Genomic DNA, 18,576 nt, shown 5'->3' on the forward strand with positions numbered 1-18,576 from the left:
GGCCGGGCGGGGTGGCCAGGCTCTTGCAGCCGCCCCTCACGATGGCGTCTGGCCTGCCCCGATGCGCAGGCGAGACGCCATCGTGAGGGGCGAGGAGGGCTGTCGTGGACATCTGCAGGAGCGAGGCGCCAGGGCCAGGAGCGGCTGCACACGGCGGTCGGCCCGCGGCCAGCAGGACGCGACGCCGCCAAGGCGCCGACCTCATCCGACGTACGCCAATCAGGCCGCCCACAGGTCGCAGCGACCGACGCGCGGCAAGAGAATCCGCCGGCAGGCGAACTCGGCGCACGCTCTCTGGTCGCGGAGACCCACGTCACCGGACTCGCCGGCACACTCGCGCCGCAGGTAGAGTGGCAGGTCGGCCCGGGCTCGTCAGCGGGCGGGCCGCCGACTCTTCCCCGAACGCTACAGCGAGGTACCCGCGCACGTGATCACCATCGACGACCTTGAGGTGCGCGCCGGCGTGCGCACCCTGCTCCACATGGACGGGTCCTCGTTGCGGGTCCAGCCCGGCGACCGGATCGGCCTGGTGGGACGGAACGGCGCGGGTAAGACGACGACGATGAGGATCCTCGCCGGCGAAGGTGAACCCTACGCCGGGAAGGTCGTCCGGACCGGTGACCTGGGATATCTGCCGCAGGACCCGCGTGAGGGCAACATGGACCAGCTCGCGCGCAGCCGGGTCCTCTCCGCCCGCGGGCTGGACGTGATCATGACCGACATGACCGCCGCGCAGGAGCAGATGGTCTCCGCACCGGACGACAAGGCCATGGACAAGGCCGTGCGTAAGTACGGGCGCCTCGAGGACGAGTTCTCCGCCCGCGGCGGTTACGAGGCCGAGAGCGAGGCCGCACGCATCTGCAACAGCCTGGGGCTGGAGGACCGGATCCTCACCCAGAATCTGGGCACCCTGTCCGGCGGTCAGCGCCGCCGCGTGGAGCTGGCGCGGATCCTGTTCGCCGCCTCCGACGGTGCCGGCAAGTCGCAGACCATGCTGCTGCTCGACGAGCCCACCAACCACCTCGACGCCGACTCCATCACCTGGCTGCGCCAGTTCCTCGAGAAGCACGAGGGTGGGCTGATCATCATCTCCCACGATGTCGAGCTGCTCGAGGCCGTGGTGAACAAGGTGTGGTTCCTCGACGCCGTGCGCGGGGAGATCGACGCCTACAACATGGGGTGGAAGAAGTATCTCGACGCCCGCGCCACCGACGAGGCCCGGCGCCGACGTGAGAAGGCGAATGCGGAGAAGAAGGCCTCGCAGCTCAAGATGCAGGCCGCCAAGCTGGGCGCCAAGGCCACCAAGGCGGCCGCCGCCAAGCAGATGATCCGGCGTGCCGACGCCATGATCGACAATCTCGACGAGGTCCGCGTGGCCGACAAAGCAGCACGGATCAAGTTCCCCACTCCCGCGGCCTGTGGCAAGACTCCGCTGTTCGCCAAGGGCCTGACCAAGATGTACGGCTCGCTCGAGGTGTTCGCCGGGGTGGACCTGGCGATCGACAAGGGCAGCCGCGTGGTGGTGCTGGGCTACAACGGTGCCGGCAAGACGACGCTGCTCAAGCTGCTCGCCGGTGTGGAACGCACCGATGGCGAGGGCGGCGTCGTCTCCGGGCACGGGCTCAAGATCGGCTACTTCGCCCAGGAGCACGACACCCTGGACATGGACGCCAGCGTGTGGGAGAACATCCGCCACGCCGCGCCGGACGCGGGGGAGCAGGAGCTGCGCAGCCTGCTGGGGGCGTTCATGTTCACCGGCCCCCAACTCGAGCAGCCGACAGGCACGCTCTCCGGTGGTGAGCGCACGCGTCTGGCGCTGGCCGGGCTGGTGTCCTCGGCAGCCAACGTGCTGCTGCTCGACGAGCCCACAAACAACCTGGACCCGATCTCGCGCGAGCAGGTCCTCGATGCTCTACGGACGTATGAGGGTGCGGTCGTGCTGGTCACTCACGACCCCGGCGCCGTGGAGGCGTTGGAGCCGGAGCGGGTCATCATCCTGCCGGACGGCACGGAGGACCTATGGAGCCAGGAGTACATGGAGATCGTCGAACTCGCGTGAGTTCGAACACGCGGGTTCGACGTCGCCCGACGGGACCATCTGATAGACATTTCCCATGTCGACCGGAATGTTCAATGCAAATGACCAGCCGATTATCGAGCTGCTCAGCCCACATTCCACAGTCAGGTACGTGATCCCAAAGTACCAACGCGAGTACTCATGGGGAAAGAACCAGTGGGATGAGCTGTTCGACGACATCTACGAGTCTGAAAGTACCCAGGGACATTTCCTTGGCACCATCATCAGTCTCGCGAGATTATCCGGCGACGTCAATGAGCACGTCTTCGAACTCATCGACGGGCAGCAACGGATAACCTCCCTATCCGTTCTGCTTGCGACTCTCTACGCGATCCTTCGAGACAACAAGGCCGACCTCGACGATGATCAGCTAGCCGACTTCGTAGGACTCAAGAAGCAACTCGTGTCTTCCAAGGACGGGTTCCCAAGGCTACATCTCCAAGATCAGAACACCAACAATGATGACTACCGTTATCTTCTTCATTCTATTGGATTGATACCGGCAGCACCCAAGCCGGTAAATCATGGCAACAGGAGAATAGCGCTGGCTTTCGGACATTTTCGCAGGCGCGTCGATGCAATAACGAGGGACCTCACTGGTCCGGCAATTCTGGACGAGGTTTTCGCCCTTCTTAAGAAGATCAACCAATCAGTTATTGTCAACATTACTGTCCACAGCCATGCCAACGCTTTCCGACTCTTCGAGTCATTAAATAACAGAGGAATGCCGCTCACTCCGGTGGATATCCTAAAGAACACCGTACTGTCGGAGACTACTAGGGCAGGCAATTCAACTGACCTAGCCTTCGAGAAGTGGCAGCTCCTCCTCGGGTCACTAGGGGATAGCTATTCAACCCAGGAGCGCTTTTTCCGCCAATATTACAACGCGTTTCGAAGCACCTTGGCGGGCAGTGACTCCTCACGCATCGCCACCCGGTCCAACCTTGTGGACCTGCACGAAAAGCTCATCAGCGTGAACGTGGGACGGTATATCGATCAGATAACGGCCGCCGGCGAGAAGTATTCCGTAATCCTTGGGCACACGAAAAACTCCCCATACGGGCCTGATCTCGACAAAGAACTCGAGTCCTTAAGACGCGCTCAGGGCGCCGCTTCCTACATGCTCCTGTTACAACTTATGGCAAGACAAGATGACCTCGTTGTCTCCTCGAGAACCTTGACTGGGGTGACTCGATTGCTGACGTCGTTTTTCGTGCGGCGCAACATTACCAACACTCCACCAACCCACCGTATCGACCGCATGTTTATGGAGATCATAGAATCAAGCAAGAGCGCTTCAGAAGAACAGATTGAGAGCTTTATTCGGTCGAGGCTCGTAGCGGAGTCCGCCAGTGAGGCCGAGTTTTCAGCGGCATTGCGTGGTCCTATATACGAAGATAACGTAGATATGTTGAGATTCATTTTCGCATCTCTGGAAGCAGATCACTTCACCAAGGAAAACGAAGCAAATTTCTGGTCGAGGACCAGCAACAGGTATGACTGGACTATCGAACACATTCTGCCTCAATCCGACAACCTCGCGGGCGAGTGGGTTCGAGATCTAGGCGGCACTGGGGATGATGCGGCAGAACGAGCGCGGGAGGTTCAGGCCGAACTCGTTCACCGTATTGGCAACCTCACGTTCACCCGATACAACAGCAACTTGACGAACTGGGCGTTCACCAGGAAGCGCGACGCTATAGACGCGAAGGGCAACTACATCGGATTCAAGAATGGTCGATGGCTGAACAAATCCGTCGTGTCAGCTGACAGTTGGACGGCTCAGAAGATCAACGAACGCACTGAGATGCTCGTCTCGATGACAATGGAGAAGTTCGCCTTCTGAAGCCCAGCGGGTGCCTACTCCGCCACCATCCGCCGCGCGAGAACTTCGACGGCCCACTCGACCGGCAACGCCTCCGAGAACTTGAGCTTGTCGATCAGGGTCGGAGGAACCGCAGGAAGCGGCCGCTCCGTTCCCGCCAAGGACGCCCAGAACTCGAGCCGCTTCGCTGCAGGCCCGGTGGGCATGCCCTCGTGCAGGGTAATCGCGTCGGGCTGGACCATCCCGCCCTGCGGAGCCAGCTCTTCGCCCAATGCCGGCCCGAGCGCCGCCTGGTACCGGCGGTTCGCAGCACTGCCCTCGTAGGTCCACCATTTCCGGACGTTGTCCGTGGTCGTCCACACTGGGCCGTGCGCGCTCACCGTGTGACGCAACCGGTCCTCATCGTCGGCGAGTGCGGCGCGCGCCCGCGCGGTGAGCCGAATCTGCTCAGGGAGCTCGCCCAGCAGCACAGCGCGCATGCCCTGCGCGACCTGCCGACCGATGTCGGCGCCCCCGAACCCGTACCGTGCTCTGCCGCCGCCCGCGGCGGGCTCCACCTGCACCCTGTGCCTGGGCCAGTTGATGTCGGTGACCTTCCAGGACCGCCCGGCAAGGAGTAGATGGATCGGCCCGTCGCCGCTAGTAAGCGCCCGCCACTCCACGGTCCCAACCTCCTGCCGGCCGGCCAGAACGGTGAACTCCCGAGGCATCGCGAAGGTGGTGAGCAGGTCCATGAAGTGGCGGCGGCCGAATACTCTCTCGGCGTCGGGCCCGAGGAACATGGCGCCGCCGTCGACGTTGAGGTAGCCCCGCTCCACCAGGAAGTCGACGATCAGCTCGGCGGGACGCTCCAGGGTGTCCACATGCATGAGCGGGGTGGCCGCCCACCGGTCCTGCCAGCCGTACCGCGGCAGCGCGCCCTCCTGCAGCATCGCGGCCATGATCTGCTGCGCTACCAGGTGCAGAGGTACCGGAGGGGGCACAACGGGCTCGACGTATCCCGTGCCCCAGGCGTGCAGGAGACCCAACGTCCGGAGCAGGTGCCGCGGCTCCGTGGCGATGAACAGGCAGTTCCGGACGGTGCCAGCGCGGCGTCCGGTCCGGCCGAGGCGCTGGAGGAAGCTCGACACCGTAGAAGGCGCCCCGATCTGGATCATGCGGTCCAGGTCCCCGATGTCGATGCCGAGCTCGAGCGTCGAGGTCGCCACGATCACGCAGTCGCGCGCTTCGGCAAAGGCCAGTTCGGATCGCCTACGCTCCTCGGCGGAGAGCGACGAGTGCGAGAGGTATACGTCCACGTTGAAGCCCCGGAGCATCGCTGCGAGCTCCTCGGCCTGCCGTCGGCTGTCCACAAAGACGAGCCGTTTCTGCCCCCGGTACAGCTTGGACAGCAACACAGCAGCGGAGTCGAGAGTGTCGACGGCGTCCACGACGATGTCGGCGTCACCGGCGACAGGCCGGACTGCCTCGCCCACGGCGACGCCCGGTGCGATCACTCGCCCGGCCCTCCCGTCGACACCGCCCTGCAACCACCGCAGCAGCTCCTCGGGGTTGCCGACGGTCGCGCTCATCCCGATCCGCTGCAGCGGCCGCCCGACCAGGTGCTCGAGACGCGAGAGCACAGCGGACAGATGCCATCCGCGGTCGTCGCCGGCAAAGGCATGCACCTCGTCGATCACCACGGTCCGCAGGTTCGCGAACAGCGTGCGGTGGTCGGTCTTGGTGGAGGCGAGCATCGCCTCGATGGATTCGGGCGTGGTGAGCAGGATGTCCGGGGGTTCGGCGCGGATGGCTCTGCGGGCACTCTCGCCGACGTCCCCGTGCCACACCTCGACGCGGCGACCCATCCACGCTGTGTAGTCGACCAGTCGCACGGCGAGGTTGTTGAGCAGCGCTTTGAGCGGGGTGACGTACAGGACGGTCAGCCCGGCCCAGTCCTCGTGGGCCATGCGGGTGAGGACGGGGAAGACGGCGGCCTCGGTCTTGCCGCCGGCGGTCGGCGCGAGCAGTAGGGCGTCCTCGCCGTCGATGAGCGGCCGGACGGACTCCTCCTGCAGTGGCCGCAGGCCGGGCCAGCCGAGGGAGTTGACCACGTGGTGCTGCAGTAGCGGGTGCAGCGCGGGGAAGCCCTGCGGGGCGTGGTGGTCCATCTAGAGCTCGATGGCGTCGGGGTCATCGATGGGGGATGACGACGACGAGGCCGCCCCCGCGGACCGTTCGCTCTGACTGAGGTCGGACGCGTCGAGCGTCGGGGTGAAGTGCTGCCGCGGGAGGAAGTCCGGGAACATCTCGACGCGATCCAGGCAATCGACGAGCATCCGCAGGTACTGGCGGGGTGCGATCCCTACTTGTCCGCCGAGCTTTCCTGCCACGGACTCGGCAAGCACGCGCAGATACGCGTCGTCGACGAGGGTGGTGACCCGCTGAGCTGCCGCGGGGTCGAGGCCGGTGGCGTAGAGGTCTCGCACGCGCGATCCCACCTCGACCAGTCGGTCGAAGTCGAAGGCCTGGAGCCGGATTTGTGGCTGCCGGGGGTTGTCGAAGCGGGGGTCGGCGTCGAATTTCACGCCGATCCGTTGGTCGAGCGGAGGCAGTCGCTTGATGCCCTGTTGTCCTTCGAAGAAGGCGTTGGTCCCGGTGATGAGTAGGTACATCCCGGGGTAGCGGCCGGAGTCGAGTTCGTCGATCCACTGCCGCAGGGCGTTGAGGGCCTTCTCTCGGACGTCGCCGCGCATGCGCTGGAGAGTCTCGACCTCATCCAGGACCAGCAGGAGCCCGCGGTGGCCGGAGCCGGCGAGCACCTGGAGTAGGCCCTGAAAGAAGCCCATCGCCAGGAAGTGGTCGAGTTCGCCCTTCACCCCGGCTGCTCGTTTGGCCGACGCGGCGACGTTGCGTTGACCGCCGAGCCAGGCGGCAAGCCCGTCGGCCACCTCGATATCACCCTTAAGCAATGCGTCCCGATACCCGCGCAGGGCGAGCGGGAACACGGGCGCAGCATCGGCGACGGAGCGCAGTCTGTCCTCAAGCAGCTCGGCGGCGTCTGCTCCGGAAGATGCCGCATCGTCTTCCACTCCGAGGAGCCAGTCGTCCAGGACGGCCCGGAATGCTTGTCGAGAGACGGCGGGGGTGCGGAGTTCTTCGCAGGCCCTCCGGTACACGGTCTCGAGCCGATGCAGGGGCGTCTCGAGTTCGGAGATCTGGACCTCGGACACGGCGAACCCGCGGTCGAGGGCCTGCTGCTGGAGCCAGCGCGCGAAGAAGGTCTTGCCGGAGCCGTACTCGCCGCGAACTGCCTTGAACACGGCGGCGCCGCCGGCGACCTTGTCCAGTTCTTCTCCCAGGACCGGCGCGAGCCGGTCAAGGCCCACGGCGAGTTGGTCGAGGCCTTCTGCCGGCACAGTGCCCTTGCGCAGGGCATCGATGATGGCGGTGCGGCGGGCGGGGGAGACGGTCATCTACAGTCCGAACTGTTCAAAAAGGGTCTGGGTTGTCAGCACCACATCGTTGTCCTCACGCTCGAGGACCGGCATGCCGTCGACGTTGACCACCTTCTGGATCCTCGCGATGGTGCCGCTGACTTGAAGCGCATTGAGCCCTAGCAAGTTGCCGAGCACTGCGACGGGCATGCGGCCGTTGTTGGCGGCGACTTCGCGCAGCACGTCCGCCAACTCGCTTGGAGTGGGCTTGAGCTGTTGCGTTTTGACCCGGTCCTTGAAGTACGGGCTACGGCTCAGATCCGCAAACTTATCGGCGGGTTTCCTCGACCGGTCGGGTGTCAGGGAAACAGGAGGCTCATCGGCGTCGAGCGACTCGAACAGCGAGACCTGGTTGGCGTCTCTCGGCGCGGCGCGGCGCGTGGAGGGTGTCGGCGCGGTCGGCTGCTCGGCCCGTCCTGCGGCGGGCTGCCCCACGGCCGTCTTGGCCTCAGTATCCGTCGAGGTCGCTGTCGCGATCGGCCACCACGCGGGCCACGGATCCTGGACGGGTGGCCCGGCGGGGAACGGCGAGTCCTCTCCGAGCCCGTCGAGACTCTGGACCAGGACGGCGACGGGCGCGCAGACCTCGGCGGGGGAGGCACCGCCGTGGTAGCCGGCCTTTTTGCCGGTGTAGCGCAGGTCCTCGTCCACGGCCAGGATCGCCTCGTGCCGGGGTGTGCCGTCGACACCTGGCGCGAGGATCCGGTCACCGGAGACGTACCGCTCGTTCTCCCCGGCGGGGCCCCCGGCGGCGGGGCGCCACCGCGCGCTAACGGCGCCATCGGCCGTAACCTTGCCCACCAGGCTGCGTTCGACCACGTGCCCGTGGTCGGAGAGCAGGACCACGTCTCGTCCGACGGCGCGGGCGTAGTCGAGCAGCTTGTCCAGGTGGGTGATGCGCGAGGTGGTCCAGGTGGTGGCGATGGGGTCGGACCGGTCGAGGGCGTCGTCGACGGTGTTGAGCACCGCGCCCACCACGGGGACGTGCTTGGTGTCGTAGATGGCGCTGCGGACGGTATCGCCGATGCTCGCGTCGAGGTCTGCCTTGTGGAACAGCGGCCCGTCGCTGACCGAAGGGTGGGCGGGGAACAGGGCGGCGAACCCGGTCCGCTCCTCCTGCTGCCCGCCGAGGGCCAGCTCTCCGCTGAGCAGGGAGGTCCGGGACGCGGTGGTCACCGACGGCAGGGCGGAGGCGGCCACGTCGAGTCCGAGGGAGGCCAGGTCGAGCCGCTGCCAGACGGTGGCGTGACGTGCGGCCACGTCCTCGAGGAGCTCGTGCGCGGCGGCCACGGAAAGGCCATCGATCACCACTACGAGCAGCGCCCGCTCACTCCGTTGACCGGACTCGACCGGCCCGGACTTACGCAGGGGCGCGACGACCCTGTCCAGCACGTCCTCCACGAGCAGAGCGCCGCCGGCGGTGGACCGGTCGGCAAGTCGCGCACCGACGAGCGCAGCGAAGCAACGGTCGATGTCGCGTCGTACGGCGAGGGTTCGGTCGAGGACGCGGCGACCGAGCGCGTCGGGGTCCGCCGCAGACTGCCCGATCGCGGGCTTGGGGTCGGCGGTGAAGCCGCGCCAGGCGGAGTTGACGGCCCTGTCCACCCAGCTCAGTTCGTCGACGTACGCGCTCATCGCCTCGACGTGACCGGCGGAACGCAGCCGGTCGGCCACGGCGGTGGCCTCGGTCCGGTTCCACCGGTGGAGCCGGACCAGCGCGGCGGCGGTCTCGAGGTCGTCGGGACGGGAGCGCTCGGCTTCGACGTGCGCCCGCAGCGCCTCGAGCCCCCGCAGCAACGCGGTCTCGCTCCCTCCGTCGAGGGCGGTGGCCAGGCCGCGGGCGTACACGTCGAGGCGTCGTTGGAAGGCGCCGGGCAGGACTGTGGATCCGGCGAGGAGCGAGGCGCCGCCGTTCTGCTCGAATCCGCTGATCAACCGATGGGCCTCGCCGAGTACGGCGGTGAGCGGCTGTCCGTTATCGAGTGAGGTGCGGACGGCCTTGGCGGCGGCGGACCCCCATTCGCGCAGGGACTGGTCTCCGAGGGTGGCGCCGATGTGGTGGCTGAACAGGGCCCGCGCTCCGGTGAGTTCGGTGGGTGTGTCCTGCCAGTCGGGCGTGCGGAGGGTCTCTGCTACCAGGCCGGCGGGCAGGAGCGCCCGTGGCCCGTTCTTGGCCCACAGGCTGCGGATCCCGGGGCCGGTCAACGTGAACGTGCGGCACAGCCACGTGATGAGCCCCGCGCGGACGTTAGATGTGAGCCGCGAGGCCAGCTCGTCCCACGCGGCGTTGGCGTCGGGGGTGGCGCTCCAGGCCAGAAGGTCCGCGAGCCGGTAGTCCTGTTCCAGACCCAGCACGAGCGTGCTGATGGACCCGTAGAGGTGGTCGGCGGTGAGGACCGGAGTCGGGGTGGGGGCGAGGGTGTCGCGGTGGTCGGCCAGCGCGGTCGTGAGCCCCCGGACGTCGTCCCGCCCTCGGGGGATGCGGCCGTCGGTCTTGTCGGCGGAGAACATCCCGAGCAGGGTGCCCACGGGGTCGAGCTCCCGCATGCGCCCGAGCGGTTGGAAGTGCTCCTTAACTCCCTGGGGAATCTGCTCCTCGGGGAGGTCGGTGAGCACGACGCGCCACGGCACCTCGGAATCCTTGCGGTGCCGCACCACGTCCCGGATCTCCAGCACAGTCCGGCAGCAGTGGACCGGCACGGTGAGGTCGTCGACGCGCAGCTCGGTGCCGTCCCATTCGGGACGGGCGTGCATCACCAGCAAACCGCGCTTGTGTTGCTTGTCCCGATAGAGGCCGTGGAGGAGTGGAATCAGGTCGGCGGCGGTCGCCGTACCGAGGGACGACGACGAGGTGGCTCCCCCCGCAACCCCTGCACTGGCCGTGGTCACGTCTGGGGCTCCTCGGCGGTGATCTCAATTCGGAAGCGGGTGCCCGCCCCGTAGTGCCGCCCAAGATCAGCGAGGGCGCTGTGGATCGCGGCCTCAACTTGGCTGCCGCGCGCCTCGACGGTACGGCGTGGACCGGACCCCCTGATCACCACCCCGGTCGGTGGCGTGATAGGTGGCGGGGGCGGCGAAATAGGCGGGGTCGGGGTCGGGATCGGGGGCGGACCGACGATTGCCTTGTTGATCCAGTCCTGCGCGCGCTTCTCAAACTTCTGAACAGACGTGGCCAGATGCTGGACGAACTCGTGGGTATCGACGCCGTTGTCGAGGTCCATGACGATCTGCGTGGCCTCGCCGCCGAGGGCGCCCTGCTTGGCACGGCCACCGATCAACGTCTCGAGGTTCGGGCCGAGGTTGCGCGCCACGGCGGCCACATCCTCGGCACTCGTGATGGACAGGCTCGCCTCGTTGGTGGTGGCACCGAGGTAGGTTCCGGTCCCCTCACCGGCGCCGGCAAGTGCGGCCACGATCTCACCGTGGTGCTGCCTCTTGCGCACCAGCGTCTGCAGCAACTCGGTCTGCCGGCGAGCGAGCTGGAGTCGCCGCCCGTCGGCGCTTCGGCCCAGTCGCTGCTCGAGCTTCGACAGCTGCTCGACCAGATCCTCGCTGGACCGCTTGAACTCGTCGGCCTTGCTCGCCACCTCGCCCGCCAGGTGGGTGAGGTTGGTGGGGGAGAGGTGACCTCTCTCGGGAATGCCAAAGAGGTGCTGGGCAGCCTGGACGGCGCGATCCCACTCGCCCTGCTCGGGCAGTACGGGCTCGCGCAGCTGGTGCGACTGCTGGATGTCCTTAAAGGCCGGAGCTGCGACAGGGGTTCCGTAGGTGAACCAACTGCGGTCGCGTGACTCCGCCCAGGCCGCCGCGAGGAGCGTGGTGCAGTCGCGGTTGAGCCCGGCTTGCGGCATGAGCTTCTCGACGGCGGCCACGACCTGAGCGACCGTGAGCACGCTGTCGGCCTGCCCGGATTTCTCCGCCTCGGCGAGCGCGCGGTCGATCTGCCCGGCGAAACTGGCAAAGGTGGCGCTGGGGAACACGAGGTGCGACTCGTGGACGTCAGCCACCCGGAGACCGCTCAGTACGAGCTGGACGGACTTGCGCTCGGCGGCCACAAACGCAGCGCGGCCGTCCTCGCGGGCGTCGGACCGGCGCAGCACGTCGAGCGAGACCGCGAAGTCCTTCTGCGTGAGCGCGCTGGTGGTGTCGAACCGCGGGTGATCGGGATAACGCTGGTCGAAGGCCTGGTCGTAGAGCCTCCGCGCGGCCTCACGCAGCGAGGCGCCGACGGGCCGCTGGACCACCACTGAGGAACTCAACGAGCGGACGGGCGGCTGCCCCTCGGGGAACACCGCCCCCTCGGCGATGCCGTACATCTTGCGCAGGATTGCGGCCAGCTGCCCGGCGAGCTGGTTGCGCTGGGTCACCATGACCTGGCGCACCCGCTCACGGTCGCCGTCGGCGAGGTAGCTGGTGTAGCCGAGCCACTTCTCCGACTGCAGCACCCAGTCCATGGTGACGAGCTTGCCCAGGTCGTCCATCTGCTTGCGATCGAGGAATGCGGGGACCCAGGCGAGTGTGAAGTGATCGTGGCCGTCGGTGCGTAGGCGGTCGAGTCGGGCGTGGTCCTCGGAGACACCGTGGCCTTCTTCGTCGAAGGGCAAGTCCACGATCACCCGCAGCGCCCCCGGTTCGACGGGGGCGATGAGCGTGTCTGGCACGGAGCCGGGGTCGCGGACGTTGCCAAAGACGATCTCGACGGTCCGATTCGTTCCGCGCCAGGTGATCCGGGTGGAGCGCGCGCCGTCGGCCTGCGGGTCGATGGCGGCGATCCCGAACTCTTCCTGCAGCATCGACCGCAGCCGTTCGCGGCGCCGCGAGTAGGTGTCCTCGCCGCGGGCGCGCTCGAGGATCTCGTCGAAGGGCAGTTCCTCCAGCGTGATGGAGATCAGCGGATCGTGGCTGTCTGTTCCCACGGTGATCTCGGGAACCGAGGTGTTCCACTCCCGGACCGAGGCAAGCGCACGCGTGGGCGCGTCTGAGGCGACGATGGAGACTAGCTCCCCGTGATTGAGGTGCGCCAGCCGGCTGGCGGTGAGTGCCTTGAGCCCGGGCACCTCGGGCGCGAGAGCGGAGAGCAACAGCGTCTTGGCCAGTCGGAGCTGGGCCCGCACCCCCTTGGGCTGGTCCAGGTCCCGCACGCTCGGGTCAGCGTCCGGGAACTGGGCGAGGACGGCGGGCCGGAGCTTGTCCTGCCACAGCGAGCGCGCGGTGCGGAATCGGGCGGCCACCGCCTCGTCGGTACCGCCCTTCTGCGTCCCGTCGATGATGTAGTCGAACACCTCGCCCACGGGGATCACCTGGTCGACGGTCATGGTGTCGGCGAGGTCGACGAGCATCGACTCCATCACCTTGAGCGCAGTGCGGTCGCGCTGCATGGCGGTGGACAGGTGGACGAGGGTGTCGATGAGGACCGGACTGAAGGGGTAGGTGAGCCGGAACTGTTCCTCGGTGGCACCACGATGCTGGTCGTCGGTGTTGACCTTGTCCAGCAGGACCGGCTTGACGGCCGGGGACAAGTTCAGGCGCTGGAACGAGGCCTCGAGCGCCTCGACCGCCGCGGCGTTCTTGGGGGTGAGGAGCCGGCGGTGGGCGATCTGCGGCAAGTTGGCCGAGCCGAGCGCGATGCCGGAGAAGCGGCCTTCCTGGTGGGCGATGGCCTGCTCGCGGATCTTGGTGGCCTCGCCGGCCTCGATCGACGAGTCCTTCCACGCCTTGAGGTCGTGCTGGCGGGCGATAAAGCTGACGATCGGCACGGCCATGCGGCCCTGGTCGGATTCGACGAACCCGGTGAGCTTCTGGATCTCCCGGCCGAAGAACTCGCGGTTGGAGAAGTGGAAGGTCAGCCACAGGATCAGCTCGTCGAGCAGCAGGACCACGGCCTCGTAGCCGAGGGTCTTGGCGTGCGCGGCGATCGCGGACAGCCCCTCGGGCAGGTGCCGCCAGTCGGTGTTGGTGTGGGCGGAGGTGATCCACGTCTGGCCGAGCGCGGAGACGAGCGCGTCCCGCTCGGCGCGGGACGCGGCGGGGTGTCGGGCGCGGTCGTAGGAGTCGCGGTCCCAGGTGTTGGCGGTGGCGCCGCCGAGCGCGGCCAGGTCGAGGCCGCCGGGGGTGGAGGACGACGACGAGGTGACGCCGCCAGGTCCGGTGGTGGCAGTGGCCAGGCGTGCAAAAAATCGCTCGTCGCCGACCTCGGCCCGCATCTGTTCGGCGTTCTCGAGCAAGCCGTCGGCCATGTGGAGTACCGGCGGGGTGACTCCCGGGTGGAGCCGGTTCAGGTGCCCGAGGTACGCCGAGAAGAGGGTGTCCTCGATGGAGTTCGAGCCCAGGAAATGGAAGGGCAGCGCGAGGATCTTCGAGGACGTGGCCCGCGGGTGGTCGGCGATGTGCTGCTGGAGTTCGGCAATGGCGCGGGCGCGGGGGTCGCCGGTGAGCAGGGCGAGCAGCACCGCCATGAAATGCGACTTGCCGGAGCCGAAGGAGCCCTTGAGGAAGGCCCCCTTGTTCTCCCCAGTGGCAAGAGCGCTGTCGACCAGGGCGAGCGCCTCGTCAAAGGCGTCTCCGATAGACGGGGTCACCACGTACTCGGCCAGGGTGGTGCCGAGTTCGTCTCTGGTGACGGCGTCGGAGAGTTGGAGGACGAACGTCGAGGTTCCCGAGTGCTCGGGGATCGAGAAGACGTCACGCAGGGTCGGGCTGGTGCCCGACCCCGCCGTCGCGCCGGGAGGGGTGAAGGCCATGGCTTCTAGCTTTCCTTACCGGGTGTAGTAGCAGCGGCTGCGACGCGCTTGCGGCCGCGGGTCGCGGGGGCGGGGCGCCAGTCGGGCAGGTCGGCGATCGCGACCCCGGAACGTTCTGCGAGCGAGGTGAGCTGTCCGCCGAGATAGTCGGCCCAGTCGATTCCGGAGTGTGCGTCCATGCCGGAGTGCCACTGGCGGATCCACGGCATGAGCTCGGCCAGCCCGGCGACGAGCGGAACGAGCCGATCGGGGTCGGTGTCGTCTTTGCGATCGTCGTACAGCGACACCAGGGCGATGCCTTGCTCGGCGTGGTCCCAGCCGGCCCAGCCCAGCATCGCGGTGGGATCGTCGGGACCCGAGGCACCGGGGTAGGAGATGAACCGTTCCTTGGGCACGTCGACTTTGCCTCTGGCCTGCCAGTACGAGGTCTTGCGGAAGTCGGCGGAGGTGTACTTGGGTGGCACCGGCACTTGCGCGGTGGTGATCTCGCCGCGGTCCTCGGCGCGCTGGGCGTCCCAGGTCACCTGCCATTCGGCGAACTTGCGCAAGCCCGAGTCCTTGAGCCGGAGCGCGGCCAGGTGCGGAACGGCCTCGTCCGCCAGCAGCGCCACCAAGTTGGCGAGCACGCCGGCCTGCCTCTTGGCCGACCACAGCTCCAGCGCCTCGGCCACACCGCTCAGCTGCGGATCGGTGTCGACCTTAGCGGCGAGCTGACGCACCGACTGCGGCTGCGGGTACCCGTTGGGGTCCTTCCACAGCTCGGGGTTCTCCAGCCTGTCCAAGATCCAGGACTCAAGCGCCGATCGAACTCGGTCGGCCCAGGGAACGCTCGACCAGCGCCGCTTGTACTCGGGCCGCTCCAGCAGCTCCAACGAACGATCCTCGGCGATGAGATCCAAGCGCCGCTGCACCGCGTCCCGGTACCCGGCGGGCAGATGGTCCGGGATCTCGGTGACCGGTGTCGATCGGTGGCGGTCGAACCACACCGTCTCTACCTCGCCGGCTTGCACACGGCGCGCCAGGGCGATCTCGAAGGCCCGCTCACCGAGCGCGATCCCGGGCACTTCACCCACCGAGAGGGACAGGTCGGAGTCGGTGAACCCGTACAGGTGGTACACCTGCCAGTCCAGTTCCTCCTGCTCTGCGATCATCAGTCCACGAATCCGTTCCCATTCCGCCTCGCCGCGGGCGAACAACTCTACCGACGGCGACGACCCCTCAAGAAGCGCAGCGGGCTCGACCGCCGCCAACTCCTGTGCCAGCTGATCGATTCTCCGAGCACGCTCCAACACCGATCCGGCGGGTAGAGGGAAATTCTCCAGTGTTGACCCATTAATTTGAAACGAGTTTCGCCATGCTTCAGCACCAAGAGATGCAAAACCGGCCTCTACCCGCGCACCGCCACCTTCGCCCATATTATGACTCTTCTGTTTAATCCAAAAACTAGCTATTGCCGAACCCAAGAGCCCTAGCAATTCGAGAAATTGCTCTTCCGGCGCATCCTCTTCTAGAGTGATTACGGGCGCAGAACGACTAAAGACAGTTGAGTCCCTATCGAGGACAAAATGATTTTCTGTCGAGACGAATGCAAAAGCAATTCGCAGCGAATTCTTGAATTTCGCCGGATAGAACTCCCTGAGTTCCCACCAATAATACTTGTCCAGGTCTCGCATTGGAACGCCGAAGCGCTTTCGCTCTTGAAGAATCCGCCGAATCGGCCACATCGCAAACTTCCGGCCATCAAAATCCCTATGTTCAAGCCGATCGTCATACGGGAAGTAGGTCACCGTGTCGGTGTGCGAGGAGTAGTCTCGCACGTCGACCCCTTCAGAGTACTTGCGATACGCCGATACATTCTTCCTTCTCATCGTGGCAGCGTCTGCGCAATAAGCGTCGTCTTCCCCTGTAATTGCACATGAGCCTACTTGGTCAATTACATCTACCAGTTTCTCATTGTTCCGATCGAGCCTCGCAGTCACTTCAGGGGCAGCGCCACCTTTAAGCGACCACGGATGTTTCGCCAGCGAAGAACGGTCGATGTCGACCACGCTCAGCCACCGGTCTTCATGCCCCAGATTGTCAACATTCTCGACGATGCTTGACCAGAATAGGCCAGATGCGGGATCCTCGGGCGTTCCGACCTCCCCCTGGATGCTAAGTACTGCCCGTATTTTGTTAGTCTTCGGTTTCCGATTCCTGGAAATGAGCGTGATTGTTGGAGTTCCGTGTCCAGGAATAACAGCACCAGACGTGTCGATAATCTCCAGCAAATCCACTGTAGGGAGAAAATCCCGTATCAGAGGGACACCGAATTTTCTAGCTACAAAGTTCCGCCCAGTGATTTGCCCTATCCAGCCCGCCCGATCAGTCTCCGTTGTTCCCGATTTGGCCAAAGAATGGAATTGTTCCATAAATGGCACGGTCAAAGCATATCCGCCACTACAATATTTATAGAGCTTTCTGTACCGTGCGTTGAGCGCCTGATCTTTGACCTGGATATAGGGGGGATTTCCCACCACCACGTCGTACTGGTCTCGCGCCAGCGTGCGTCTCAACGCCGCTACGTCCTCCGTCGAGAGGTTGGCTCCACTCGCGACAGCGTCCGGATCGACAGAGAGATCGCCGTAATCCAACCCGAACTGCCCGGCAGAATCTTCGCTCCACAGCAACGAGTCGCCCGCGAATACCTGTAGCGGCAGCGCGGGCACGTTGAGCAGGCTCGACCTACCGATCGCTCGTAGCGCCGCCACCATGAGCCGGAACTGGGCGATCGCTACCGCGAAAGGATTAATGTCCACCCCGTAGATGGAGGACAACGCCAGGCGCGCCTGCTCGGTCGCCTCAACCCCGGGCGCCTCGGCTCGCCAGTAATCCAGCATCCGTCCGAATGCCCCGAGGAGGAAGTGCCCCGATCCGCAGGTGGGATCGATGATCTTGAAGTCCACCGCTTCTGTCCGACCCTCCGCGTCAACTGACGGAAGCCGGGGGGAGCGTTCCTTCAGAGCCGGGGTCATGGTGCGGTCGAGGATGAACTCCTCCACGAACTCCGGCGTCTGCCGTAGCGCGTACTTTTCCCTTGCGTAAGCCGAGAGGTTCTCGTAGATGTCGCCCAAGAACCGGGTATCCAGCGCCGGATCGCGCAGGGACCAGACAGTCGCATTCTCGGCATCGGCCTGCCGCCAGAACTCCACCAGCCGCTGCGCTGCGTCATCACTTGGCTCGGCGATGTGGATCCCCGCGTGCTCGCCCACCAAGGGTGCCGCCGCAGGGGAACGCTGCAACTGAGAGAACGCGTGCCGCAGATAGCCACGGAAGCTCTGGTCCAGGTTCGCCGAGAAGAATCGGTCCTGCTCATCCACCGCCCGCCGGCGCCCGTCCGCATCCGGTCCGCTGATCCAGCGTTGGTGCGCCCCCAGCAGGTCGTTGTCCTCACAGAACCGCACGAAGACACTCGTGAGCACCCACCCCACCGCCGCCTGGGTGAGCTGATCCTCCTGCCAGTCAGCCCACGTAGCACCGGTGCGCTGAGAATCTTTGAGCGCCGCGTGCGTAGCCTTCCACTCCGCCGTCTTGTCCTTATCGGCAGCGAGTCGAGCACGCATATCGTCGACGAGATCCCGGACCATTGGCTGCAACGCATCCGTGAGCGTCTGCTGTTCCGTCGACTTCCGTCGCCTACCCGCCACCTGGCACCTGGCCTTTCACACACGCGGACCCGCGCGTTGCGAGTCCCTCGACCATCCTACGAAGCACGTGAGAGCGGCGAGACCCGGATAGTGTTTCTGGCATGAACACCGACGAGGAGCGCCAGCGCGCCTTCGCCGCGATCGATGCCCGGATCGCGGCTCTCATCGAGGACGGCGTCCCCGCCGACAGTTCGCGAATCCGAGCGCTCGTGGCCAAACGCGCGGTCGCTCAGAAGAGTAAGAAGGCAATCAAGAGGTCGGTCCGTGAGGCCCGAGATCGCCAGGCCGCGGCGGCCGGCGGGACGGGAAGGGGCTCTCCGAAGGCCGGCGGGCGCATCTCGGTGGTTCCCGACTCCGCAGCCGATACGAAACGTCTGCAGTCGCTCCCCGCGAAAGAACGCGGCCGCATCGAGGCCGCCAGGATCAAGGTCCGGAAGCTCTTGAAGCATTGCAGCGACCCGACCGCGAAAGGCGTCCGAAACGCTATCGCCGAATGCGACGCAGATATCAGCTTCCTCATCAATCAGGGAGTGCGTTACGACGCGCGCGCCAGAAAAAGGGCCCGTCTCCGAAAAGAAGGCCTCAAGGAGCTTCAGGGCGCCATTGCGATGCGTCGCCGGAAGTCCGCGCCGTCCGAACTCGAGCTGGCCTTCCTGCTGGACGCCTACCTGGAACGCAGACGCCAGATCCGCCGCGGACCGGAAAACGTGGTCGGGGTACTCGACGTGCGGTCCGGCGGGGCGCCCTCGCTGGGCAAGCGGAAGTAGACCCT

Annotated in this window: 8 protein-coding genes; 3 read left to right on the forward strand and 5 right to left on the reverse strand. The window is 66.0% G+C overall.

Translation table 11 applies throughout. From position 1 onward, the window contains the following. The first annotated feature begins 427 nt into the window (after positions 1-427). Positions 428-2,059 (forward strand): ABC-F family ATP-binding cassette domain-containing protein, encoded by a 1,632-nt coding sequence (locus AC3DEV_RS06505; protein WP_256819338.1) that lies wholly within the window; start codon positions 428-430, stop codon positions 2,057-2,059. A 55-nt stretch (positions 2,060-2,114) separates the two neighbouring features. Beyond that, complete coding sequence (locus tag AC3DEV_RS06510) at positions 2,115-3,923, forward strand: DUF262 domain-containing protein (RefSeq protein WP_488371616.1); 1,809 nt, start codon at positions 2,115-2,117, stop codon at positions 3,921-3,923. A 14-nt stretch (positions 3,924-3,937) separates the two neighbouring features. Here the strand turns inward: AC3DEV_RS06510 and AC3DEV_RS06515 are convergent, their stop codons facing one another. The 5 genes from AC3DEV_RS06515 to pglX are packed head-to-tail and all read right to left on the reverse strand — an operon-like array spanning position 3,938 to position 17,804. Beyond that, positions 3,938-6,052 carry a DEAD/DEAH box helicase gene (locus AC3DEV_RS06515; RefSeq protein ID WP_488371617.1) on the reverse strand — a complete coding sequence of 705 codons (2,115 nt, stop codon included), beginning with the start codon at positions 6,050-6,052 and terminating at the stop codon, positions 3,938-3,940. Continuing rightward, positions 6,053-7,357, reverse strand: coding sequence for a BREX system ATP-binding protein BrxD (gene brxD, locus AC3DEV_RS06520; protein ID WP_488371618.1), 1,305 nt, complete (start codon positions 7,355-7,357; stop codon positions 6,053-6,055). It lies immediately after the preceding gene. Next, positions 7,358-10,267 (reverse strand): BREX-2 system phosphatase PglZ, encoded by a 2,910-nt coding sequence (gene pglZ, locus AC3DEV_RS06525; RefSeq protein ID WP_488371619.1) that lies wholly within the window; start codon positions 10,265-10,267, stop codon positions 7,358-7,360. It abuts the gene before it with no gap. After that, entirely contained in the window at positions 10,264-14,118 is a 3,855-nt protein-coding gene (locus AC3DEV_RS06530; protein ID WP_488371620.1) for a DUF6079 family protein, read from the reverse strand. The genes pglZ and AC3DEV_RS06530 overlap by 4 nt, the downstream gene beginning before the upstream one ends. A gap of 5 nt (positions 14,119-14,123) precedes the next feature. Further along, positions 14,124-17,804, reverse strand: coding sequence for a BREX-2 system adenine-specific DNA-methyltransferase PglX (pglX, locus tag AC3DEV_RS06535; RefSeq protein ID WP_488371621.1), 3,681 nt, complete (start codon positions 17,802-17,804; stop codon positions 14,124-14,126). A 101-nt stretch (positions 17,805-17,905) separates the two neighbouring features. On the opposite strand from pglX, the gene AC3DEV_RS06540 reads away from it, so the two are divergent. Next, positions 17,906-18,571 (forward strand): hypothetical protein, encoded by a 666-nt coding sequence (locus AC3DEV_RS06540; protein ID WP_488371622.1) that lies wholly within the window; start codon positions 17,906-17,908, stop codon positions 18,569-18,571. The last annotated feature ends 5 nt before the right edge of the window (positions 18,572-18,576 follow it).

The organism is Dietzia sp. IBK-p2-15D, assembly GCF_057773105.1.